We start from the raw sequence: 23805 nt of genomic DNA on the forward strand, positions 1-23805 counted from the left end.
CGGGCCGGCTATCCGGTCATTCCGACGTGACGCACATCGAAGATGCCGAGATCCACCCACGGCATGTCGTCGAGGCCGGTGACCTTGCCGTTGGATACCGAGGCGTTGGTCTGGTTGCAGATCGGCACGAACATCGCTTCTTGCAAGGTCAGGTCCCAGATCTGCTGGTACAGCGCTGCTCGTTCCTCCTCGGAAAGCGCAGGATCTGCTGCCTTGGTGGCGAGATCCTCGATCTCCGCGTTGCCGTTCGACAAGTCGTACGGTCCTGTGACGAAGGTGTTGACCGTCTCCGCGGGATCGACCTTGGGGCTGAAGCTGTTCGCGACCATCGACTGGAAGTCGCCCGCGATGTATCGCGGCTCGTTCTGCACGTTCGGGACCGGATCGAGTTCGGCAGTGATCCCCGCGTCGGTGAGAGCAGACTGGAGGACATTCGCAGATTTCTCGGTGTTGGTGCCCGCGGCGAATGTCAGTGTGATCTGGGCACCGCCAGCCGATTCCACGAGGGACCTGGCCTTGTCCACGTCGTAGGTGTACGGGTATACGTACGACTCGTCCACGGACCAGCTTCCGGCCGGATACAACTGACGGCTCGGTGTGCACGTACCCGAGAACAGGGCGTTGATCGCTTCCGGATCGATCGCTGTTGCCACCGCCTGACGAACCTCGGGTTTCGCGAGATCGCCCTGCGCACGCATGTACAGCCCGAGAACATTCCGGAACCGAACTTCGTCGACGTCGAACGCTCCGGACTGTCCCAGTCCCTGAGCTTCGACCACCTCGTTGGCGGAGCTGACCCACGTCAAGTCCGTTGCGCCCGTCTTGATGCCGTTCATTCGGGTGCTCGCGTCCGAGATCGCCTCGTATTCGATCGCCTGGACCTTGCCCGCCTCGGGATCCCAGTTCGTCCCCTCCGCGCGGGTCAGCGACAGCGACTCTTCCGGAATGTACTCGCGGACGAGGAATGCGCCCGAGCCGCTCGTGCCGGGATCGTTGCGTAGGTCCGCTCCGGATTCGATCGCCCTCGGGCTGACCATCATTCCCACGTTCGTGGTGAACACACCCGGCAGTTCCACCCCGGTCCCCGGCACGAGCATCAGACGAACCGTGTGGTCATCCACTGCTTCGACGCCCGTGATATCACTCAGAGCAGCGGTGACTGTACTGCCTTCCATGGTCTTTCCGCGATCGATGTTCGCAGCCACTGCAGCGGCATCGAAGGGTGTGCCGTCGTGGAAGGTGACGTCCTTGCGCAGCCTCAGTTCGAGATAGGTGCCGTCCGGTGCGAATTCCCAGGATTCCGCAAGCGCGGGCTTAAGTGCGCCGTCACCGTCGACCACCGTCAAACGGTCGAACACCGGTGTGATGTAACCCCATCCGCCGTAGCTGGTCTGCAGATACGGGTCGAGATTGCGTGTAGGTGCACTTGCGGTGACACGCAGGACGGCAGCGCTGTCGAGCTCACCCGTGGGCCCGCCGGCCGTCGTCGAGGACACACCCCCGCCGCCACACGCCACCAGCGCCAGGGAGCCCACGGCAGAGACAGCCATCAAGCGTGACTTACGAACCCAGTTGTTCCTCATATTGTGTCCTCTCAGATACCCGCGAACCAGTGATCGAGCACAGGAACTCTCTGCACGGAAGGAGCGGGGAGGGCGAGTCACTCGACCGACGAGCGGAATCCTCGGAGTCGAAACCCAAGCAGCACAGACCATCCAGCGAACCCGTTCGCTGTGATGACTGTAACACCGATCACTTGCTTGGCAAGAGATCACACCGCCGTCGTGTCGGCGCCCGGCCGCATCCCACGAGCGCAGGCATCGGCCCGGCGGGCAGCACTGAGCGGACACGCAGACCAGGCCTGCGCATCCGCCAATACTGTGTATTTTCAGTTGCTTTCGATGACCGTCCAACGCGGCAACTCTGCCCGGACATCGACCTGCTTGACCTTGCCCGTCGCATTGCGCGGCAAGTCCTCGGTCCGGAAGATCCACCGCGTCGGCACCTTGTAGCGAGCGATACGTTCGGCAACGAAGCCGGAGACTTCCGATTCCGTCAATCCCTCACCCGGAGACACGACGACCACCGCGCAGACCTCCTCGCCGTACTCGTCGTGATCGACTCCGAGAACAATGCACTCACGCACCGCCGGGTGCTCCCCGAGAACCGCCTCGACCTCTGCCGGATAGACGTTCTCGCCGCCGCGGAGAATCAGATCCGAACGCCGACTGCTGATTCGGAGGTATCCATCCTCCATCGTGCCGAGGTCGCCGGTGCGCATCCAACCGGACTCGTCGATAGCTGCGGCCGTCGCCTCCGGATTGTTCCAGTAGCCGAGCATGATCAGTGGGCCACGCAAGTAGATTTCGCCCTCGACGCCGTCCTCGACCGGATCTCCGGCCTCGTCCCGGATCTCGACACGAGTCGTGAGCACCGGCCGTCCGACGGTATCGGGACGCCCGGCAAGATCGGCCACCGTCGCCAGCGTTGCGGCAGAGGAGGATTCGGTCAGTCCATAACTGGTACCGAGCGACCGTTCCGCCGCCGGAAGGATTTCCCGCAGCCGCCCTCTGAACGCTTCCGAGGACGGTGCGGAGCTGATCGAGACAGCGCGCAGCGACGACAGATCGTAACGGGAGAGATCGCCGTGCTCGAGCAGCCGGGTCAACATCGTCGGTACCGCGCCCCAGTTGGTGAGACGTTCCCGCTCGATCAGCCGCAACACACACTCGATATCGAATCGGCCGGTGCTGATCACCGCGGTGTCACCGAACGCAAGGCGCGGTACCGCCAGATTATGCAGTGCCGCAATGTGGAACAGCGGTGTAGCGAGCAGGAACCGGCGCGCATTCGGCGCCTGGCCGAGTTCGGCCGCAAGCGCATCGTTGAATCGATGGAAGTCGACGGCCGCAACCATGTTCCGGTGCGAGTGAGTGGCACCCTTGGCGCGGCCCGTGGTTCCGCTGGTGAACAGGATGACCGCGGGATCGTCCTCGTCGATCTGCACCTCGGGTAGATCCGCACCGGGGTGGGCAGACCCCATTACCGGCACGTCGTCTTCGATCGAGAGCACTGCAGCATCGACGGAACCCAGCAAGTCCCGTCTCCGGCGGTCGGCAATGACCACCTTCGGAGCGGCCAGTTCCATGCCGTATCGGATCTCCCGGGCGGACCACAGCGAGTTCATTCCCACCGTGATTGCGCCGAGCGCCGTCGCAGCCCAGAAGGACATGATCCATTCGGCATTGTTGGCGGAGAGAATCGCCACCCGGTCGCCCTGTTCCACGCCGTATCGCGTCCGCAACTCGTATGCGAGCGACGCGACACGCGCCAGATGTTCGGTGAAGGTCAACCTGAGGTCGCCGCAGACCAGGTATTCGGCATCGCCGTAGCGCGCGGACTCCGCGAGCAGCGCGTTCAGCGACCGGTGCCTGTTGCGGAGCACCGGCATCGTGATTCCACGGACCTGCTCGTCGACGATCTCGAAGGGCGTGTCCCGCGCCGTCAGTCGCGCGATGGCGTCCGCGCGCACGTCGGACACACCATGAAGATCGGGCATCCACTACTCCTTCCCTGGCGGAGCACTGGATCCGGCCAGGCACAGCCGAGCATCTGAGGATTGTGCGGACACCGTCGATGTCCGCAACGTCTCCTTGATACCGAGAGAAGAGGGCCTTTGTGTCGCAAGTCTCACTGATCGGCACCCGGCGCGGGGTCGATGCCCTGAAGGGACGCTCATCGCCTCACGCGTACTCCGCAAGCACCAGCCGCGTCACATCCTGGACGTTTCGCAATGCCTCCGGAAACGCGATTCTTCCGGTGGTCCACAAGATCAATGAGTTGAGCATCGTGCTGCCGATCGCAAGCGAGGCGAGCCGAGCACGTTCGGCGGGAACACCGTCCATCAGCTCGAACAAGGCTGTGCGGTTGGCAGCAGAACGCTCGTCGAGCGTGTCCCGGACATAGGGATCGCCGGAGGTCTGCAGCTCGACCTCGAGTCGCGCGAAGTGGGGACCTCGCTGAAATGCCTTCATCTGCCGTGTGTAGAGGTCGATCACGCGGTCGAGGACGGAGCCGTGGGCTCGGCTCCCCCTCGACTCGCGTTCCTCCGCGAGCCGGTCGGCGAGGATATCGTTCCAGGCGACCATCGCGGCAGCGAGGAGGTGTTGCTTGGCCGGGAAATATCGGTACAGAGTGCCCATCGCCACCCCGGAACGCTCCGAGACCTCACGCATCTGGATGCCGTCCGGACCGGTCTCGGCGAGCATCTCGATCACCGCGGTGGTCAGCTGACGCCGACGCCGACGCTGCCCGTCGGTCATGTCGTCGGGGCTCATCGGCACGGCCAAGGAGTCGGTCACGACGGCATTCTAGTTGCCTCGTCGCCCTGCACCGCCGAGGACGGAGCAAGATGGCCGCCTAGAACCTCGTGCAGTTCCTCCTGCTCCCACCGCGACGCCGACGTCAGGTGGGTCTGCACCGTGGGGGCCGACATCACATCGATCCGGTCGCCGTACACCACCAGGACCTGCCCGGTGATCTGCTCGGCCGCAGGTGATGCGAGGTAGACGACAAGCGGGGTCACATGTTCGACCGACAGTGGGTCGTCTCCGGACAGCGGCTCGGGGTCGAACACGCCGTCGGTCATCGCGGTCCGGGCACGGGGGCACAGTGCGTTGACGCGCACACCGAACCGTCCGCAGCCTCGCGCCGTCGACATCGTGAGCGCGACGACCCCCGCCTTCGACGCCGCATAGTTCGCTGCGCCGGGCGGGCCCGTCGCGTATGCCTCCGATGACGTGTTCACGATTCGGGCATATACCGGATTCCCGGTCTCCTCGGCACGACGCCGCCAATGGTGGGTCGCGGCGCGGGTGGTGAGAAACGTGCCGCGCAGATTTACGCGGACGACATCGTCCCATTCTTCCGCAGACATGTTGAACACCATGCGGTCCCGGATGATTCCGGCGTTGTTCACGAGAATGTCGAGTCCGCCGAACTCGGCCACCGCAAGTGCGACGAGCCGGTCTGCGGTGGCCTGTTCGCCGATATCACCGACGTACGTCACCACGCGTCCACCCGCATCGCGGATCTCGGCCGCGACATCGTCGATCCGCGCGCTCCGCGCGTTGATCACCAGATCGGCGCCCGCGGCGGAGAGCGCGAGGGCCTCGGCACGCCCGAGCCCCTCGCTCGATCCGGTGACGATCGCGGTCCGGCCGCCGAGAATCCGTGTGCTCATCGTGGTTCTCGGGGCAGCCCCAGAATCTGCTCGGAAATCACGTTGAGCTGGATCTCCAGGGTGCCCCCGCCGATCAGCAACGACGGCGTCGACAGGTACGCCTTGGCCGCACGGCCTCCCCCGCTGACATCCGTTCCGAGGCTACCGACGGCAGCCTCCGGCCCGAACCATTCGAGCACTTGTGCCGCGACATCCGTGATGTGCTGCGCCGAAGCAGCTTTGAGCACGCTCGCTTCGACACCCGGATCTCGTCCGGACAGGCGCCCCAGCACACTGCGGTGCGCGAGCGCGTCGAGCGCTCCGGTCGTGGAGGTGAGCCGGCCGAGCGCTGGGGTCGCATCCTGCCGGATCTCGGGGTCGAGTGTGCGAACCACCTCGATGGGATCGAATCGATCGCGTCCCACGACCGGCGTGCGACCCATCGACACCCGCTCGTTTGCAAGCGTCGTCCGCGCCACCTTCCATCCCTCGCCGGGTGCACCGACGAGATCGGCGTCGGACACGAACACTCCGTCGAGGGTGACTTCGTTGAACATCTCGTCGCCGTTGGCTTCCCGCAGCGGACGTACTTCGACTCCGGGCGTCGACATGTCGACGAGGAAATAGCTGATGCCGCGGTGCTTGGGTGCAGCGCGATCGGTGCGTGCCAGGCAGATTCCCCAGTGGGCCTCGCGTGCCTTCGAATTCCAGACCTTACGGCCGTCGAGTCGCCAGCCACCGTCCACCTTGGTCGCGAACGTGGTCAGCGAGGCCAGATCCGAGCCCGCTCCGGGTTCGGAGAACAATTGACACCAGATGATCTCGCCGCGCAACGTCGGGACGATCAGGCGCTCGCACTGCTCCTCGGTCCCGTACTGCAGGATCGAGGGCAGCGCCCATTCACCGATGACCGTGCTGGGCTGTGTCAGACCGGCACGCTCGAACTCTTCCGCGATGATCAACTGGCCGGCTGTGTCTGCGCCCAGCCCGTACGGGGCGGGGTAGTGCGGCGATACGAGACCGCGGTCGGCGAGCAACACCCGCGCCTTCTCGGCGTCGAGACCTGCGGCCTCGTCGATCGTGGCTGCCACCCCGGCTCGAAAGTCCGGGCGGTCCTCGGTGACGAGGGAGGACTCGCGTTCGGTGGTCATCGCCAGCTCGCCCGCCCGGCGGGCCCATTCGTCCTGTGATCCGCCGAGTGCGAGCAGGCTGACGACGCGGCGCCAGTACAGGTGGATGTCGTGTTCCCAGGTGTTGCCGATACCGCCGAGGAGGGTGAGTGCCTCGAGTACCACGTCGACGGCCTCGCGTCGTACCACCGTCGCGGTACGCGCAGCGGTGAGTGCGATCTGCTGCCGGTCGTCGCCGTCCGCGGCCACCGCCGCATCCCACGCCGAATTCGTCATCACCTCGACGCGGATGAACAGTTGGGCGCATTTGTGCTTGATCGCCTGGAACGATCCGATCGGACGGCCGAACTGCTCCCGGATCTTGGCGTATGCAAGGCTCGTCTCCTGCGCCCATCGCGCGACACCCACCGCCTCGGCACACTGCAGGACCGCATTGAGAGCGGCGATCTCGTCGGCCCTGGCCCCGAGAATGTTCTGCGCGGGAATTCGTGTCTCGGACAACCGCACCCGGCCAACGTCACGGGTCAGGTCGACACCCTCCTCCCCGAGCCGCTCGACACCCGCATCCGTTGCCGACACGACGAACCAGACCGCCTCCTCCCGGCACCGACCCGCCAGGACGAGGATCTCCGCACCGAGCGCACCGAGCACAGGCACTGTGGTGCCTGAGGCGATCACCTCGTCGCCGTCTCCGTCGAGGGTGACAGTGCCCGGTGCGAGCCCCAGCGCACCCGTCGTACCGGATGCGAATCGCGGCAGCAGCGTCGTGCGCGCCGCATCGGTGCCGTGGGACGAGATCACAGCGCTTGCACTGACCGTGGGCAGCAGCGGTCCCGGGATCAGTCCGTATCCGGACTGTTCGAGCGCCACCGCGAGCTCGAGCAGTCCGGCGTCGGCACCACCGTGCTCCTCTGCGAGATGCAGGGAGGGAATACCCATCTGCACCAGCTGTTCCCAGAAGTCAGGGGTGTCGCCACGAGCGATCCGGTCGAACTGGTCGCGGGTACGTGCGACAGGCGTGTGCCGTGCAGCGAACCGAGCGAGCGAGTCGGCCAGTGCGTCGTGATCCGGTCCGATTCCGATCGGCATCTCCGGTCAACCTTTCAATCCGAGCACCTTGCGGGCATTGTCATGCAGAAACTTCGGCCACACGTCGTCGTTGAACGGAACGTTCGGCATGTCGTCGAAGATGCGGTCCAGGCTCAGACCCGCCGGAAAGTACCCGGCGTAGATGATCTTGTCGGCGCCCCGGGTGTTCGCATAGTCGACGATCGCCTTCGGATAGTGCTTGGGAGCGAAGGCCGATGTCGAATAGTACAGGTTGGGCCACTTGAGCATCAGCTTGACCGCCAGATCTTCCCACGGCTCACAGCCGTGCCGGGTGACGAACACGAGATCCGGGAAGTCGAACATCACGTCGTCGATGAGTTCGACATGCTGCACCGCGGATTTCAGCCGAGGACCCGCGATTCCTGCACACGCGAAGATCGGGATACCCAGTTCGACACATTTGGCATAGATCGGATACATCTGCGGTGCGTTGAGCGCCACCTGCGGGAAGGTGCCTGCCGCGAAGGAACTCACCGACCGGATATCGAATTCCTCGCGTTCGCGCGTCATCCGCTCCAGGGTGCCCATGATGTCGTTGGGGTCGACGGCAGAGCCTTGCGCGACGAACCGGTCCGGAAACATCCGGACTGCTTGACGCCCTGCCTCTTTGGCAACGCTGACCATTCCGATCTCGATGCCGTGCTTGTCCATTTCCCGCAGTGTCACCGACACCGGATCGTCGGTCGCCAGGTCGCTCGGAACATCCTTGAACATGTATTGCGCGGGCATCGTGAACTCGTCACGGCTCTGGCTGTCCTTCGTCTGCTTCGTGATGAAGGCGTACTCGTCGTATCCGGATTCACGAAAACCGATGTGTGTGTCGATGATCGGAATTCCTGCGTAGGCGGTCATGCGCTCAGCTCCGCTTCGAGTTGCTCAGCGAAGGAATCGCGCATCAGTACGTCGTTGGGATTCTCGGGAAGCTCGGTCAGAGGCTGCGCGATCTCGGAGGGTGTCGGCCCGTACTCGGCCGCGAGCGGTGCAAGCGCATCGAGATCGAAGTCGTACAGTTCGGCGGCGTTGGCGGCGAACAGCTTCCGCAGCTCGGACTCGTCCACGTCGTGCATGACCTGACGAATGCACTCGCGCGTAAACGGGTAGGTTCCCTCGTTGTGCGGATAGTCGCTGCCCCACATGAACTTTCCTTCGCCGAGAGTCTCGCGCACCGCGATGTCCTGCGCGGACGGCATTGTCGCACCGACCCACACATTGCGGCGGAAGTACTCGCTCGGACGCAACGGCAGTTGCTCGTCCTCGCTGTAGAACAGCTCACCGATCCGGCCGGTGCGCTTGACGCGCAGGTCCACCGTGTCGAGCTGACGCATCAGATCCGGCGCCCACGAGCAGCCCTGCTCGGACACGGCGAACTTGAGCCTGGGAAAGCGCTCGAAGACACCCGAGAGGATCATCTGCACCAGAGGGCGCATCGAATAGAAGCCGACCTCGTTGATATAGAGCAGCGACGAGGTCTTGTACCGGCCGTAGTCGGGCAGGCCGGTACCTGCGTGGCTGTTGACCGGCACACCGAGGTCTTCACAGATCTCCCAGAGCCGGTCGTACTCGGGATCGTAGAGCGGCTTGACCCATTTGATGTCCGGCGCCAGGTTCGGCAGCAGAACACCTCCCCGTAGCCCGTTCTCTTTGATCCACTTCACATCCGCGATCGCCTCGTCGACGTCGTTGAGGAAGATCTGCCCGACGCCTGCCCGCTGCGCCGGTGCGTCGTCACAGAAGTCCTTGAGCCACCGGTTGTGCGCGCGCACTCCGGCCAGGCGTTTCTCGAAGTCGTCCGCACGAGGTGGCCCGGCCAGCACCGCCGCACTCGGGAAGAACGGTGGCACGGTGTTCGGGAACAGCACCTCACCGACCGTGCCGTCGCCCTGCGTCTCGCGCATGCGCCGCTCGTTGTTCCAGTTGCGGTCCCGTCCGTCGTCGACGAGGTCGCGGTAGGGGTTCTTGTACTTGCCGCGCCACGCGTCGAATTCCTCGTGCCACTTCGGCTCGAGGTAGTCGCGGTAGGTGGCGTGATCGGCGCCGGCATGACTGTCGGCGGAGATGAGGGTGTACGGGACTTCGTTCGTCACGAGATGCTCCTGTCCGATGGCTACGCGAAATCATGGTCACTGCATATCTGAAACTCAGTTCTAAATTTCTGATCCCAGACTAGCGCCCTATCACCTGTGGTCAAGCAGAAATCCCACTGAGTGATGCAACCCGGTTTCATTATCTCCCGCCAAGCTCGGGAGCTGCACTGCCGACAAGATCAGGCGCCGGCCCGGGTGTACTTCGAAGCGAACGCGTGGATGGTCGCGACGGTGTGGTCGAGCTCCTCCGCGGTCGTACCGTGACTCATCCCCAGCGACATACCCCGGGCGAAGACCTCGTCGGCGAACGGCAGACCGGCATCCGGAACCCGGTATTCGACGTTGCTCATCATCGGATGGCGAGTGACGTTGCCGCTCCACACGGTGCGGGTGTCGATACCTGCGCCTTCGAGGAACTCCTGCAGATCGGAACGTTCGAACCCGGCATCCTCACAGACGGTCACCGGGTAGCACAGCCACGCCGTGTGGAAGCCTTCGAGCTGCTTGGGCAGGCGGAACAGGTCCGGGTAGGCTCCGAACGCGGCAGTGAAGGCATCGAAGATCTCGTGGCGACGCCGGTAGTTCTCCTCCAACTTGCTCAGCTGGACCAGACCGAAGGCCGAACCCAGCTCGGAGGGCTCGAAGTTCCACGGCAGGACGTCGAAGATGAAGTCGTTGTCGTAGGAGACACCGTCGAGATCCTCGCGGAACACCCGCCCGCCGGGCTCGGAACCGAACAGGTGCGGTTCCGAGCGCCGCCCCCAACGGCGCAGCATCAACCCTTTGTCGCGAAGCTTCTCGTCGTCGAGGCAGACCATACCCCCGTTCCCGGCACAGGTGATGATGTGCGACATCGCGAAACTGGTGACGGTGATGTCCGAGCGCGATCCGGTCTTTGTGCCGCGCAAGGTGGTGCCGATGCAGTCGCACGAGTCCTCGATGACCTTCAGCCCGTGCTTGTCGGCGATCTCGCGGATGGCATCCCAATCCGGCGCATTACCAGCGAGATTCGGAACGAGAATCGCCCCGGTCCGGTCGGTGATCATCTCCTCGATCTTGGCAGCGTCGACGTTGTAGGTGTCGGGCTCGACATCCACGAAGACCGGGATCCAGCCACCCCGAACGATCGGCGCGACGTCGGTGGAGAAGGTCAGCGGCGAGGTGATGACCTCGGCGCCCTTGGGCAGATCCAGCAACTCGAGCGCCAGATACAGCGCCGACGAGCCGGAATTGCACATGAGGCCGAGCTTCTTGCCGTAGAGATCGGCCACCCGGCGTTCCATCTCGGCGACGTTCTTGCCGATCTTCAACGCGAACGGTCCCCCGCGCAGAACCTCGAGGCAGGCCTCGATCTCGCGCTCGTCGTGAACACTGCGTGCGTAGACAACCCTGGTCATGGGATCTCCTCATCGGAATTCGTCGAAGGTGCCGACGCCGCGGATCACCACTTCAGGAAGCGAAGCAGTAGGGAGTCGTAGCGAATGCGGTCCGGCCGCAGCCGTCGTCGGCGATGAACATCGTTTGAACGATCATTCAATCCCGAATATAGAATTGCCGAACGCTGCCGTCAAGTACGCGGAGGATCACGGAAGGCGTTGGCCCCCGGCGAAATCTGCTGAACAGAAAGAACCCACCGTCGGCGCAGCCGCCCTGTTTGCGGAATACGGGAAGTCCCGATACATTTTCTCGAATGAGCGTGGCCACCCGAAAGTCAGACGGATCCGGCCCACCGGACCGGCGATCGGAGATACTCGATGCCGCCGCGACGGCCTTCGCCGCACGCGGCATCGCCGGCACGTCGATGCGGGAGATCGGCGACGCCGTCGGCCTGAACGCAGGCGCGCTCTACCACTATTTCCGGTCCAAGGGCGCTATCGTCACCGAACTCGTGACGGGATATCTGACAGACCTACTCGACGATTACCGGGCTGCGGGGGCCGAGAACCTCGACCCCCGAGCCCGGCTGAAGGCGATTGTCGACGTCTCGCTCGCCACTGCAGCAACCCGCGGCGACGCGACGAAGGTGTACCAGGCAGAGTTCGAGAATCTGCGGCGCCTAGAAGATTTCGTCGAAGCACGACGCCTCGCACAGTCGATCCAGGCGGTATGGCTCGACGCCATCGAGGCGGGCAAGGACGCGGGCGTCCTCCGAAAGGACATTCCTACCAGGGTGTTCCACCGGTTCCTCCGAGATTCCGTGTGGTTCACCGTGTACTGGCACAAACCCGACGACGGTTACTCTCTCGACGAACTCGCGGAAGACTGTATCTCCGTCTTCCTCGACGGAATGGGGGCGGACGCCGAGCGCTGAGCCCGCCCCGGCACTCACATCCGTTCGACGATCGCCCCCGTTGCCATCGCTCCGCCGGCGCAGACCGCGACGAGGGCGCGTTCCGCATCGCGACGTTCGAGTTCATCGATCACTGCCCCGATCAAACGGACACCGGACGCTCCCACGGGGTGGCCGAGCGCGATGGCGCCGCCGTTGACGTTCAGACGGTCCTCGTCGACGCCGTGCACGCGGGCCATCGACATCGGCACCGCCGCAAACGCTTCGTTCACCTCGAACAGGTCGATGTCGCCGATCGACATCCCGGTCCGTTCGAGCAGATACTCGGTAGCCTGCACCGGGCCGTCGAGCAGATAATGCGTCTCTGCGCCGATGAGGCACTGCGCGACGATCCGCGCCCGCGGACGCAGACCGAGTTCCTCGGCCCGTGTCTGGTCCATGACCACGAGCGCAGCTGCACCGTCGGAGATCTGGGAGGAAGTGCCCGCCGTATGCAGACCTCCCTCGAGCACCGGCTTCAGTCCCGCCAGGGCATCGAGCGAGGTGTCGCGCAGACCACCGTCACGCGACACCACGACCGGTGCCTCACCATCGGCGTCGGGCGCCTTCACCGGCACGATCGCACCGTCGAAGCGACGATCGGCCCACGCGGCGGCCGCACGCTCCTGTGACCGGAGCCCGAACGCGTCGAGATCGCCACGCGAGAACCCGCGACGCCGCGCAATGCGATCGGCCCCGTCGAACTGAGCGGGGATGTCCACGGTCCAGCCCGGGGGCTTCGGGCTACCGAAGTCACCGGCGATGTTGGACAGCAACGGTACTCGCGACATCGCCTCGACACCGCAGGCCATCCCCGTGTCGATCACACCCGCGGCGATCTGGGCGGCAATGAGGTGCACCGACTGCTGACCGGAGCCGCATTGCGCGTCGATGGTGGTCACACCGGTCCGCTCGGGCAAACCGGCGTGCAGCCATGCGTTGCGACTGACGTTCGACGCCTGTTCGCCGGCCTGCGTGACGCATCCGCCGATCACCTGCTCGATGAGGGCCGGATCGAGACTCAGTCGCTCGAGCAGACCTTTCTGGACGGCGCCCAGCAGCTCGGCGGCGTGCAGCCCGGACAATGCCCCACCGCGTCGGCCGATAGGAGACCTCGCCGCATCGACGATCACCGGGTTACCCATTGCAGTTCTCCTCGCAGTACGCGGTCCGAATGCTCTCTTGGTATCGCGGAAGCTGCGCTCTTACTGCTCCGGTCTCACTGGGTGGCAGCGACGACCGCAGCAACCATCTCTTCGACCGCGCGGCGGCAATCGTTGCGGTCGTAGCCGAGCAGCGCCGTCTCGTCCACATCCGGCTCGTACGACAGGGTGTTGCCGCGTCCCTGGACGATCGCAGCATCCGACAGCAGCGGGTGCGACTCGTCTTTCACCGCGACCTCACGATTGCCACCTGCGGCGTCGACCATCATCTGGAAGAAGCTCTGGTAGGTGAGGTTCTCGTCGCCGATCAGGTACGCCTTCCCGGACTCACCGTGATGCACGGCGCCGCGGATTGCCTGTGCAAGCGAGCGGGCCGACAGGTAGTTGGTGCCGCCGGGGGGAGCGAAATCGGGGATCTGCGGCTCGTTGCCTGCGGCCCACGAGACCATCTTCCGGTAGCGGCGGGTGGAGGCACCGGGCACGACACCGAGGATCGACGGCGGATTGAGCGTGCAGACGTTGAACGACTCGCCGGCGAGCGCACGGGCGCCCTCGTCGGCGGCCTTGCGTGCCGCGACATACAGGTTGGTCTCGGCGATATCCGGACGCACCTGGTGATAGTAACTTCCGACCTGCACGAACCGCCCGACGCCCGCGTCCTTCGCTAGTTGGGCGAAACGTGGCACACCCACACTTTGTGTGGTCTCCCAGAATTTCAGCTCGTCGTCGTCCTCGCGTGGCTTGTGTCGCGGGTCCTGGCCGGCAGCGAAGACGATGGCTTCGAAACCGGACAATTGCTCGCGGGTGAAGGTCGGCACCGTGTAGTCACCGGTCAGCAGCGGAAAATCGGCGACGAGCGAGTCGTCGGGAAGGGGCCCGCGTCCCGCGACCGTGACGTCGTCGCCGTGTTCGCGCAGTTCGAGTGCGGCGTGCGCGCCGATCATGCCGGTGCCGCCGATAACCAGAATTTTCATGATGTCTCTTTCGGATCGTGGATCAGGGATTGCGGGGACGGTTGGTCCAGCCGCCGGAGTTGCGTGGCACCCACCCGCCGGACGAATGCGTGCCGCCGTCGACGTGGATGGTGCCTCCGGTAACGAACCGGGACAGGTCGGAGGCGAGGAACAGCGCGACACCCGCGACGTCCTCGGGCTGCCCGGGACCGCCGAGCGGCGACCAGTTCGGCCACAGCGGCAGGTCCTCCTCGGGCACGAGCGTCGCGTAGGGAACCTGCACCGACTCGATGAGGTCCGGGGCGATGGCGTTGACCCGGATGCCGGCTGGGCCGACCTCGGCCGACAGCGAGCGGGTGAATTGCGTGAGCGCAGCGTTGTAGGCGGAGTACACGGTGTGGCCTGGAATCGCCCGGTGGGCTTCGACGGTGGTCAGGTTGATGATCGACCCGTGGCCACGTTCGGTCATTCCCGGCAGCAATGCGTGCGTCAGGCGCAGGATGTGCGCGAAGTTGATGTTGTGCAGCTCGTCCCAGAGCGCCGGCGAGTTGGTGGCGAAGGCATGAGGCGGCTGCAAATAGTGGCCGACGTTGTTGACCAGCACGTCCGGCCGGTGTTCGACGAGTTCGGGCGGACACGATCCCTCACGCACATCCCATTCGACGGCGTTGATCGACCCGCCCGCCGCGGGGTCGAAGTCGAGTCCGTCGATCGGCTCGATATCCGCGACGAGTACGTCAGCGCCATGGGCGGCGAACGACCTCGCGATCGCAGCGCCGATACCTGCGGCGCCGCCCGTCACCACGGCGCGACGACCTGCCAGCATCGCGCCCGGAGTCATACATGAGGGATTCGGCATGGACGGAGTACACAGCACCGGACGCCCGGAGTAACAGCACCGATTCCGGTAGGCGGAAATACCGGCTTCCGCGCGGCACGGTGTGTTACCCATGTCCGGGGACGAGAAAGGAGAGCCGGATGGAGGGGCCGACCGGAACACTGCAGCGCGCAGCGGTGATCCTCGACGTGTTCGAGGGCGCAGACCGCCTGAATCTGTCGCAGATCGTCGCCGCCACCGGGCTCCCGCGCACGTCGGTGCACCGTGCACTCGAACAGCTCGTTGCGCTCCGTTGGGTGTATCGCGAGGGCATGGACTACCAGCTGGGTATGCGGATGATCGAGCTGGGCGCTGCGGCTGCGCAGCAGAATGCCCTGCGCCGTGCGGCGCTTCCCAGCCTGCGTCGGCTTCATCAGCTCACCGGATGCGTCGTCCACCTCGCAGTGCGGGACGGATCCGAGGCCGTCTATCTCGAAAAAGTCGGTGGCGAGTCGGCTCCGCTGGTGCGGTCTCGTGTCGGCGACCGGCTCCCCGTAACTTCGTCGACGATCGGCAAGGCATTGCTGGCTCTCGGCGATCCCACCGATGTGGACTGCCCCGAACTCACGAGAGTGCGTGAGCTTCGTCTGGCTTACGACCCGGAACGCTGTGTGAAGGGCTTCAGCTGCGTCGCCGTGCCTATCGGAAAGATCGGCGGCACCGAGGCCGCAGCTCTATCGGTGTTCGGTCCGGCGGACCGGGTACGAGACAAACGAATGATGTCGTCCGCGCAGACCGCGGCCGCGGAGACCTGGCGGAGGATCTACCCACACCAGAATTTGATCTCGAAATTCTAGAAGGCAATTGGCACTGAAGTGAATCTCAATAGAGGAGACTGACCCTCGATCCCTGCTTGCGAAATAATATAGATCATCCAGGAAAAACCTTCGCGAATCCTCGTGTGGGTTGTGCACGAGCGCCAGCGCTCCTCCAATTCGTCACGTAATGACCACTCCGGCACCACGCAAACGGTGCTGCGTGGTGCGGCCCGCACTCGGCCCACGCCACGCGTCGATCTACTCCGGTGCACTCGGCCGAGCGGGGTGAACGTCCATTCCGGCGTCGTCGTGGGCTTCGGACCGTGCACCGGCCGACACTCCGGCTTCTGCGGCAATGCTCGAGCCGTCTAATGGAACGGTACGAATTCTCCGTAATATATTGGAGCGCAATATATTATGACGATTTCATATACTGGCAACGAGACGTATTGCAGTGAGACGAGTTGCCGTTGAGATCTGCTCCTGATCCGCGGTGGTTCGGACGGGTGTCAGGGCGAACCGATGGTCAGGTCGATTGTGCATCGTCGATAGCTGCGATGTATTCGGCGTAGCCGGCCGACGAGGCAGCAGCGTGCCGTTCGATCGTGGCCGGGTGATAGCCCAGGGTCTCGGCGATGATCGCCACGGGTGCGAGTCTGCTGAGTTGCTCGAGGGTACCGAGCCGGGCAGCACGCGCACTGAAGGTTCTTCTGAGTCGGTCTCGTGCAGTCGCGGAATCGAGGTGCCGACCGGGAGTGTAACCGCGAAATACCCAGTTGCTGTGGGGATGTGCGGCCGTCTGGTCGTGACCGGGATTGACGGTGAGATCACGCCACGGTTGGTCGAGCGGTGTGGGCAACGCAATCTCGAGGTCGGCGAGTCGAATGGTGACCTGCTCGTCGGTGATGGTGACATCGTCCCAGCGGAGCTGGACGATGTTCTCGATCTGTTGGGCGAAGACGAGGACCAGGATGGCCAGAGCACGATCGCGGGACGACAGTTCGTCGGTGTGGACCGCCACCTGTAGTGCATGATCCTGTTCGGCGGCGCTGAGACGTCGGCTGGTGCCGCGGCGATGCTTGGGCACGGTCAACTCCGGTGTGGCCAGTCGGCTCGCGATGGCCCAACCGAGAAAACGGTCGACGATCAGCCGGGTCGTGGAGCCGGTAGCGATCCAGTGATCGAGATGGCCTTGCCGCAGGTCGCCAAGTCCGAGGCCTTCGTTACTGAGCCAGTTGACGAAGTCGATCGCGACGGTCACGGTCTGCTTACTGCGCAAGAAGGCACCGTGTGAGACCGTCTCGCTCTGGTTCATGCGGCGCAGCACATGCCACCGGACATAACGGTCGATGATCTCGCGCATCGCCGGCTGGTGGACGCGGTTGAGAGCTTCGGTCGTCCACTGTCGGTATCGGATCCGGATCTCGTCACGCGGGGGCAGGACACCGTACTCGACGAGCAGTGCCCGAACGTAGTCACGTGTGCGTGAGGCAGGCAGCGCATCGAGGCTGCCGTGGGTGATCGTCGGTGCGGTCGACAGACCCTCGAGGAACGCGGTGACGTGGCGTTGCCGGATCCAGGTGATCCCACTGTTGGGTCGCGCCATGGCCTTCAACGCCACTGCGACCGGTGCCAGCTCCGCGACGATCGTTCCGGATTGCGGGTCGGTGAGCAGGTCATCGACCAGGCTGGCGAGTTCGCAGCGTTGGCAGCGGCCGCCGCGGTAGAGTTCGTCCTCGACGCCACAAACCCGGCAATCGAGGTTCAGAGCGATCCCGGAGCACCGGCGACACACCGGATGGCCGTCGAGAACCCCGGGGAGCACCCCGGTGTGGCCGCAGCCGCAGGTGCCGCGGGTGCGTTTGGCCTGCTGGTAGCAGTAGTTGCAGATCGGGCCGTCGGGCCAGTTCGCGGCGATCGGGTAATGCCCGCGACACCGGGTGCACGGGATCGGCCACGCGTCGGGGTCGCTGGGTTTGCGTGGTCTAACTATCGTCGTCCGGGGCGATCACGCGGATGCGCCGGGCGATCCGCGGCTCCGTTGTGACACCGAAGTTTTCGGGCCTCCGGGGTGCGTCGGCGGTCTTCGCGGCCCGCATTTCGACGAACGGTTCGAACAGATCGTTCGGTGTGCAGTCGAGAATGTCGCACAAGGCGGCGAAGGTGCGGGCCGGGATCCGTTCCGGGGTCGCGGTCACCAACCGGTGAACCTGTGCGTTGGATAGGTTGATACCCCGCGATTTGAGCAGGGGGATCAGCTCGGTGGTCTTCCACAAATTGCGTTGGGCCATGAGCTGACGCAGATTCCACCTGTAGCCGATTCGGCGCTGCTCACTCATGAGCCGGTCCCATCCTCTGTTCCGATGCCACGGAGTCGAGTGGCGATAATCCGCTGCACGGTCTTCTGCTTGAAGTCCGTGGACACCGAGGTATACAGCGCGGTGGTCGACGAATACCCGTGGCCGACCTGCTGCTGGACGAACAACGGGTCATAGCCGGCCTCGATCAGATGCGTGACGTAGGAATGGCGCAGCGCGTGCAAGGTGAGCTCGCCGGGCAGGCCGGCACGGTCGCGGGCGTGGCGGAACGCCCGATCGAAGTTGCGCACCCCCGACCCGTCGGCGCGTTCGGACGGCCACAGCAGCCTGGAGCGATCCGCGGTGGGGAACCGCTCCCGGCCCTGCGGCGACAACCAGAATTCGAGCAACGGCACCACCCACTCGAACTCGGGCACCGTCAGCACGGTGCGCCGACGCGGGCCGGAACCACTCGTACCCTTGGCCCACCGCACCTGCACGGCGCCGAACCTGCGGTAGTGCGCTACATGCGGGTTGGGACCGAAATCGACGTACTCGAGCATCGCCAACTCACGTCGTCGGAGCCCGTAGGCGTAGGCCACCTTGAACGCAATCGAGTCCCGCAGTGCTGGCAGCCACCGTTTCGATCGCTTGGCGAACTCATCGTCGACGAAGTCGTCCACCACATCGAAAAACCGCTGCAGCTCCGTTCGGGTGAGGCTGCGACGGCCGGGTGTGACCGCGTCGTCGGTCGCGTGACGGGGCGCATTCCATTCGAAGACAACCTGCGCCGGAATCTGACCGAATACCTTCTCGCAGAACGGTATCCATCCGTATCGAGGTTCGGTCACATAGCAACAGAACGTCCGGATCGACCCGGCGTTCGACCGCAATGTCGACAGCGCCAGTCGACGTTGTCCACTGCGCCGGTCGGCCATGAACTCGTCGAAGTGGTGGGGGGACCACGTCCAGGGATATTCGTTCGTATGCTGCTGGAAACGCCCGACCAGCCGACATGACGCCTCGATGTGCGCCACTGTCAACCCGCGGGCCAGCTGTTGCGCTCGCCAGCCGTCCAGCATCGCCTCGAAGGCACGATCCTCGGCGCGCAGCAAGCCGACGGTCTGATCACTCAAGAAGGCGGGAATTCTCCCCGGGACCACGTCCACACCCTGGGACCCTACGCGAGAATCTCTCATCAAATGAGAGAAACGGCCTCGGACCTGCACACCAACCACCCGGCCGCCATCCCGACACGTCAAGCACGCCTCAGCGGAACCCCGTCATCACTTGCAGGAACGGTTGTCATGGCATGGTGGGATGAGTAGTTGCATCTGTTTGAACTCGTCCTGGTTTATTGCCGATAACGAATATTACGTCAACCAACGGCCTGTGGTCGTGCCTCGGATGCATCATCGCGCCACCCGCACCGCCCGCGACCCTGTGCCCGAGTCGTCCCCGACACCGTCCGACGCCGGTGCTGGGTATCCCCGCCCGTGGGCTCCCGCCGCGCCTGGCCGACGCCTTTCGGCCGCATGCGCGGACCCGCGACCCCGGCGCCCCTGCAACCATGCGCAGCGTACGCACACCGCCCGACATCGTCGCCGTGCCACGCGCGGCCACACACTCAGCAACAGGTCGAGCCGAATCCGTCTCACATTTGGGTGAGATCGAATTATAATCCACTGCAACATATTTGATGGATAATCACACTTATCCATCACAAATAGTCACGAGTTACAGAAGACGCGAATTCATGATCAGGCTCATTGTCCGCTCTTGTTTGATCTGGGCCATTCTCGCCGTCCTTTCCCCGTAGTTCTCGAGGAAGACCAGCAGCGACGGCGACCGCGCCCGCCATCACCTGCTCGTCCCCGCAACCGACGCGGCGCTGCTCGCGCTCGCGCACCTCACCGGCAAACCTCCCGCCGACCTCGCCCACGCACTGCCTCCCTTCGGCGACACCGACATTCAAGGCCCGCTCCGGGCCACCACCGCCTGCCGACGATGCACCATCCGCCGCGGCATCCGCGGACCTGTCCCCGTCCCCCTGCCGATACACCACAATGTCTGCACACGCCACGGGATCTGGATCGGCGACGCCGACAGCCCCCAGCTCGATCTGTCCGCCTCCCCCGAGATCATCACAGCCCAACGCCGCACCAACCAGCTACTGCGCCACCACACACCCCAGCAAGTGACACTCGCCTACGCGACCGCGGTCAAAGCCATCCCGCCCTGGCCGGCCTCGACGACCGCCATTCCTCACCACCGGAGATACCGGCTGCTCCGGCTACAGACCCGCAACCACTATCTCGGCATCCAAACCGATCACGACAGCTTCACCCACGCAGCGTTCTACCCCGACACCGTCGAACTGGCCGCACAGATCCTCAGGCCCGCCAACCAGCACACGCCGAGAAGAAGTCGAACGAACCGTGAGAAGGAGACGCCGAACAGTTGATGAGAACCGACCACAAACCCCCAGGACAGACCACGAAAAGTCGAACTTTTAGGCGGGAACCTACATCGGAGGCGGTCTGCTGGCCCAAGATCAGCGAGGACGAACACTCGGGTTGTTCCGTGCCCGGCAGACTCGGAAGTACTCACCCGGCAAGATGCGCTGGCTCGTGATTGCCTCCGTGTCGATCTGGGGTGTGTCGGCATCTGGATCATGCACTTCCTCAGCATGGATGCTCGCTGATCGGCTCCCATGCACGCTCGCGTACCCTGTACCGCATGCTCGTGAAGGCTGCATCGTGATCGACGGCCTCGAACGGGCCGTGCGGGTCCTGGACCTCTTCTCATCCGACGTCCCCGAGTGGACGGTCAGTGACGTATGCCGCGAACTGAACCTACCGAAGACAACGACCTGGGAGTACATGCAGGCCATGACCGGCCTGGGCCTGCTCCGCCGCACGGCGCGGGGCCGTTACCGGCTGGGGTGGCGGGCCTTCCAGTTGGGGCTCCGGGCGCGCATGACATCGGAGATCTCCGGCCCGGCACGGGTGGAGATGAGCCGACTGGTCGAGAAATACGCCGAGACCGTTCAACTGGCCTCGCGCTATTGCAGCGAGGTGGTCTATCTGGAGAAGATCTCACCCCGCACCGGCGTGCAGGTCAACCTGACCCGGGTGGGCGAGCGGCTCGCGGCACACTGCACCGCGGCCGGCAAGGTGCTGTTGGCCCACCTTCGTCCCGGCGACGTGCAGAACGTGTATGCCGGCGCCGGACTGACGCGTCTGACGGAGCGGTCCATCGGATCCTGGGCGGTACTGGAGACGGAACTGGCCACGGTTCGGGAGCGTGGTTACGCCCTCGAGGTCGAGGAGACCGTCGAGGGTATGTGCTCGGTCGCCGCCCCGATCAGTAATGAGGACGGCGACGTGACCTGGGCCTTGAGCATGAGCTTCCTCGAATACCTGCTGCCCACCCACGTCGAGATCTACGCCCAGGCGATTGTCGACGCGGCACAGCGACTGTCCCACCCGAAGGCTCCGTCTCCGGGCGACGGTCGATTGCCGTAGGGCCCGATCTGCCCCCCGGCGTGGTAGTTGCCCCTGTCGACACCGCCGCACGGCCGTGTTCGGCTCAGGCGAACAGGAGCATTGCGGACCTGCTGTGAGGCGGGTTACTTTTCGGACATGGAAAGCCACTTCTAACCGAGGGTTCAGCTTCGGTTCGACTGTTTTCCCGTAGTTCACTGCGCTTCGTCGCGCCCCATGGTGTGCGTCCTTGCCTGAATCCACCCCTGAATCACTGCACGGAGATGTCTCGATGATGAATGCACGCACTACAACCGGTCGCCGGGTCGGAATCGATATCGGAGGGACGTTCACCGATCTCTTCGTGGTGGAAGGGGACGGTGAGGGACGCATCTACAAGTCGCCCACCACACCGCACGACCCGTCCGAGGGCCTGCTGAACGGGCTGACCAAGGCCGCGGACGCCGTCGGTGAATCGCTCGAGGAATTTCTCGGCGGGGTCTCCACGATTGTGCACGGCACGACGATTGCGACCAACGCCGTGCTGACCCGGCAGGGTGCGAAGACCGGTTTCGTCACCACGCGCGGATTCCGAGATCTGTTGAACATGCGGCGCGGCATCCGGGACCGTCAGAACGACTCCAAGTACGCACCACCTGTTCCGCTGGTGCCCAGGAACCTCGTGGCCACCGTGCGCGAACGTATCGACGTGTCGGGCAACGAGCTCATGGAACTGCATGAGGACGATGTCAGAGCGGCGGCACAGCTGTTCCGGGAGCAGGACGTCGAGGCCGTGGCGATCTCCTATCTGTGGTCCTTTCTGGATCCTTCCCACGAACAGCGCACCGCAGAAATCCTGCGTGAAGAACTCCCGGGTGTCTTCGTCACGATGTCCCATGAGGTGCTGCCGCAGATTCGCGCCTACGAGCGCCACAGCACCACGGTGCTCAATGCCTTCGTGGGCCCCAAGCTGCAGAACTATCTGGCCAACATCAAGCGGCAGCTCGCCGACCGCGGTTTCGGCGGTACCCTGCTCATCGTCCAGTCCAACGGCGGTGTGATGTCGCCCGAGATCGCCAGCGAGATGGCCGTCAACGCCTTGATGTCCGGCCCGGCGGCCGCACCGGAAGCCGCCCTGCAGTACGCACGCCGGCACGGCTCGCAGGACGTGATCACCGTGGACATGGGTGGTACCAGCTTCGACGTGGCCCTGGTCCGTGGCGGTGAGCCCTTGCTCACCAGCGACAGCGAAATCGGCGGATATCGCGTAGCCCTGCCGATGCTGGATATCCACACCGTCGGTGCCGGCGGCGGCTCTCTGGTGTGGGTGGACTCCGGCGGCATCCTGCGCGTCGGCCCGCAGAGCGCCACCGCCACCCCCGGCCCGGCGTGCTACGGCCGCGGCGGAGAAAACCCCACCACCACCGACGCCGACCTGCTCATGGGCTACCTGAACCCGGACCTGTTCGGAGACGGCGCCTTCACCCTGGACGTCGAAGCCTCCCGCAAGGCCGTCGAGGAGAAGGTCGCCAGACCGCTGGGTCTGTCCGTCCCCGAAGCTGTCGAAGGCATCTACCGCGTGGTTAACGCCACCATGGCCGAGGCCGTCAACGCGGTGTCCGTCAAGCGCGGTTTCGACCCCCGCGAATTCACCTTGGTCGTGGCCGGCGGCGCCGGGCCGATCCATGCCGTGCCGATCGCCCAGGAGCTGGGCATCAGCCGCATCATCGTGCCCCGCGAGTCTTCCGTGTTCTGCGCCGTCGGCACTCTGCTGACCGACCTCAAGCACCTGTACGCACGCACCTTCGTCTCGGACACCGATGCGCTGGATCTGCGCCGGGTCAGCCAGGTGTATCGGGAGATGCGGGACGAAGCCATCACCACGCTGCGGTCGGAAAACGTCGCCCCGGACGCCATCGAGCTGATCTTCACCGCCGACATCCGCTATGTGGGACAGTTCGACGAGATCGAGGTCCCCCTGGAGTTCGACGGCGATCTCACACCCGCGGCGCTCAAGCAGCTCCTGGCCGACTTCGAAGACAAGCACGAGAGCCTCAACGGCTACTCGATGCCCGGGGAGAGCACGGAGCTGATCAATGTGCGCCTCACCGCCCTCGGTCGCACCACCAAACCGTCCCTCGCCGAAGACCCCTCCGCCGGCCAGGACCCGTCCGCCGCACTCAAGGGCACCCGCGACGCGATCTTCTCGGGCTCACGGATCCAGGTGGACGTCTACGACGGTCTTCTCCTGCACCGGGACAACCGCATCGCCGGGCCCGCCATCATCGAGCAGCCCACGACCACCGTCGTCCTCATCGAGGGCTACGGGCTGACGGTTGATGCCCAGGGAACGTACGTCATCGAACCGGCCAACTGACCGGACTGAAAGGAACACTCC

At 64.6% G+C, this 23805-nt stretch carries 20 protein-coding genes; 5 read left to right on the top strand and 15 right to left on the bottom strand.

Features of this window, described 5'->3' with window-relative positions:
- Positions 1 to 8 precede the first annotated feature (8 nt).
- From ACTDXD_RS08745 to ACTDXD_RS08780, 8 genes are all read right to left on the bottom strand, one after another.
- Positions 9 to 1583 (bottom strand): ABC transporter substrate-binding protein, encoded by a 1575-nt coding sequence (locus ACTDXD_RS08745; protein WP_440126669.1) that lies wholly within the window; start codon positions 1581 to 1583, stop codon positions 9 to 11.
- Between the two features lie 305 nt (positions 1584 to 1888).
- The gene (locus ACTDXD_RS08750) at positions 1889 to 3559 is read right to left on the bottom strand and encodes a class I adenylate-forming enzyme family protein (protein WP_440126670.1); all 1671 of its coding nucleotides are present in this window, start codon (positions 3557 to 3559) and stop codon (positions 1889 to 1891) included.
- A gap of 184 nt (positions 3560 to 3743) precedes the next feature.
- Positions 3744 to 4337, bottom strand: coding sequence for a TetR family transcriptional regulator (locus ACTDXD_RS08755; RefSeq protein ID WP_440127591.1), 594 nt, complete (start codon positions 4335 to 4337; stop codon positions 3744 to 3746).
- A 20-nt stretch (positions 4338 to 4357) separates the two neighbouring features.
- Positions 4358 to 5242, bottom strand: coding sequence for an SDR family NAD(P)-dependent oxidoreductase (locus ACTDXD_RS08760; protein ID WP_440126671.1), 885 nt, complete (start codon positions 5240 to 5242; stop codon positions 4358 to 4360).
- Positions 5239 to 7440 carry an acyl-CoA dehydrogenase gene (locus tag ACTDXD_RS08765; RefSeq protein ID WP_440126672.1) on the bottom strand — a complete coding sequence of 734 codons (2202 nt, stop codon included), beginning with the start codon at positions 7438 to 7440 and terminating at the stop codon, positions 5239 to 5241. Before ACTDXD_RS08765 ends, ACTDXD_RS08760 begins: the two co-directional genes overlap by 4 nt.
- 6 nt (positions 7441 to 7446) lie before the next feature.
- Entirely contained in the window at positions 7447 to 8313 is an 867-nt protein-coding gene (locus ACTDXD_RS08770) for an amidohydrolase family protein (RefSeq protein ID WP_440126673.1), read from the bottom strand.
- Positions 8310 to 9545 carry an amidohydrolase family protein gene (locus tag ACTDXD_RS08775; RefSeq protein WP_054806701.1) on the bottom strand — a complete coding sequence of 412 codons (1236 nt, stop codon included), beginning with the start codon at positions 9543 to 9545 and terminating at the stop codon, positions 8310 to 8312. Before ACTDXD_RS08775 ends, ACTDXD_RS08770 begins: the two co-directional genes overlap by 4 nt.
- Before the next feature lie 179 nt (positions 9546 to 9724).
- Positions 9725 to 10942, bottom strand: coding sequence for a DegT/DnrJ/EryC1/StrS family aminotransferase (locus tag ACTDXD_RS08780; protein WP_440126674.1), 1218 nt, complete (start codon positions 10940 to 10942; stop codon positions 9725 to 9727).
- Positions 10943 to 11235: 293 nt separating this feature from the next.
- On the opposite strand from ACTDXD_RS08780, the gene ACTDXD_RS08785 reads away from it, so the two are divergent.
- On the top strand, positions 11236 to 11856 hold the full coding sequence (locus ACTDXD_RS08785; RefSeq protein ID WP_440126675.1) for a TetR/AcrR family transcriptional regulator: 621 nt from the start codon (positions 11236 to 11238) through the stop codon (positions 11854 to 11856).
- A 14-nt stretch (positions 11857 to 11870) separates the two neighbouring features.
- On the opposite strand, the gene ACTDXD_RS08790 is transcribed toward ACTDXD_RS08785, so the two are convergent.
- The 3 genes from ACTDXD_RS08790 to ACTDXD_RS08800 form a co-directional block, all read right to left on the bottom strand.
- Positions 11871 to 13019: a steroid 3-ketoacyl-CoA thiolase gene (locus ACTDXD_RS08790; protein ID WP_440126676.1), complete on the bottom strand. Its 1149-nt coding sequence runs from the start codon at positions 13017 to 13019 to the stop codon at positions 11871 to 11873.
- Positions 13020 to 13093: 74 nt separating this feature from the next.
- The gene (locus ACTDXD_RS08795) at positions 13094 to 14011 is read right to left on the bottom strand and encodes an NAD-dependent epimerase/dehydratase family protein (protein ID WP_054806699.1); all 918 of its coding nucleotides are present in this window, start codon (positions 14009 to 14011) and stop codon (positions 13094 to 13096) included.
- Positions 14012 to 14033: 22 nt separating this feature from the next.
- On the bottom strand, positions 14034 to 14849 hold the full coding sequence (locus ACTDXD_RS08800) for an SDR family NAD(P)-dependent oxidoreductase (protein ID WP_440126677.1): 816 nt from the start codon (positions 14847 to 14849) through the stop codon (positions 14034 to 14036).
- Positions 14850 to 14968: 119 nt separating this feature from the next.
- Between ACTDXD_RS08800 and ACTDXD_RS08805 the strand changes: the two genes are divergently transcribed.
- A complete protein-coding gene (locus ACTDXD_RS08805; protein ID WP_054806698.1) occupies positions 14969 to 15664 on the top strand; it encodes an IclR family transcriptional regulator domain-containing protein in 696 nt (231 codons plus the stop codon).
- A 487-nt stretch (positions 15665 to 16151) separates the two neighbouring features.
- Here the strand turns inward: ACTDXD_RS08805 and ACTDXD_RS08810 are convergent, their stop codons facing one another.
- The 4 genes from ACTDXD_RS08810 to ACTDXD_RS08825 all read right to left on the bottom strand — a co-directional run bounded on the left by ACTDXD_RS08810 (position 16152) and on the right by ACTDXD_RS08825 (position 19864).
- On the bottom strand, positions 16152 to 17450 hold the full coding sequence (locus ACTDXD_RS08810; protein WP_440126678.1) for a Fis family transcriptional regulator: 1299 nt from the start codon (positions 17448 to 17450) through the stop codon (positions 16152 to 16154).
- A gap of 160 nt (positions 17451 to 17610) precedes the next feature.
- Positions 17611 to 17964 carry a helix-turn-helix domain-containing protein gene (locus ACTDXD_RS08815; protein ID WP_440126679.1) on the bottom strand — a complete coding sequence of 118 codons (354 nt, stop codon included), beginning with the start codon at positions 17962 to 17964 and terminating at the stop codon, positions 17611 to 17613.
- A complete protein-coding gene (locus ACTDXD_RS08820) occupies positions 17961 to 19121 on the bottom strand; it encodes a tyrosine-type recombinase/integrase (RefSeq protein WP_440126680.1) in 1161 nt (386 codons plus the stop codon). The genes ACTDXD_RS08815 and ACTDXD_RS08820 overlap by 4 nt, the downstream gene beginning before the upstream one ends.
- A 521-nt stretch (positions 19122 to 19642) precedes the next feature.
- On the bottom strand, positions 19643 to 19864 hold the full coding sequence (locus ACTDXD_RS08825) for a hypothetical protein (RefSeq protein ID WP_440126681.1): 222 nt from the start codon (positions 19862 to 19864) through the stop codon (positions 19643 to 19645).
- Positions 19865 to 20119: 255 nt separating this feature from the next.
- On the opposite strand from ACTDXD_RS08825, the gene ACTDXD_RS08830 reads away from it, so the two are divergent.
- The 3 genes from ACTDXD_RS08830 (at position 20120) to ACTDXD_RS08840 (ending at position 23784) form a co-directional block, all read left to right on the top strand.
- Positions 20120 to 20386: a hypothetical protein gene (locus ACTDXD_RS08830; RefSeq protein WP_054810832.1), complete on the top strand. Its 267-nt coding sequence runs from the start codon at positions 20120 to 20122 to the stop codon at positions 20384 to 20386.
- A gap of 295 nt (positions 20387 to 20681) precedes the next feature.
- Entirely contained in the window at positions 20682 to 21449 is a 768-nt protein-coding gene (locus ACTDXD_RS08835) for an IclR family transcriptional regulator (RefSeq protein WP_440126682.1), read from the top strand.
- A 250-nt stretch (positions 21450 to 21699) separates the two neighbouring features.
- Positions 21700 to 23784: a hydantoinase/oxoprolinase family protein gene (locus ACTDXD_RS08840; RefSeq protein ID WP_440126683.1), complete on the top strand. Its 2085-nt coding sequence runs from the start codon at positions 21700 to 21702 to the stop codon at positions 23782 to 23784.
- Positions 23785 to 23805 lie beyond the last annotated feature (21 nt).

This window comes from Rhodococcus sp. SJ-3 (assembly GCF_051918125.1).
In the GTDB taxonomy this organism is placed as follows: Bacteria; Actinomycetota; Actinomycetes; order Mycobacteriales; family Mycobacteriaceae; genus Rhodococcus.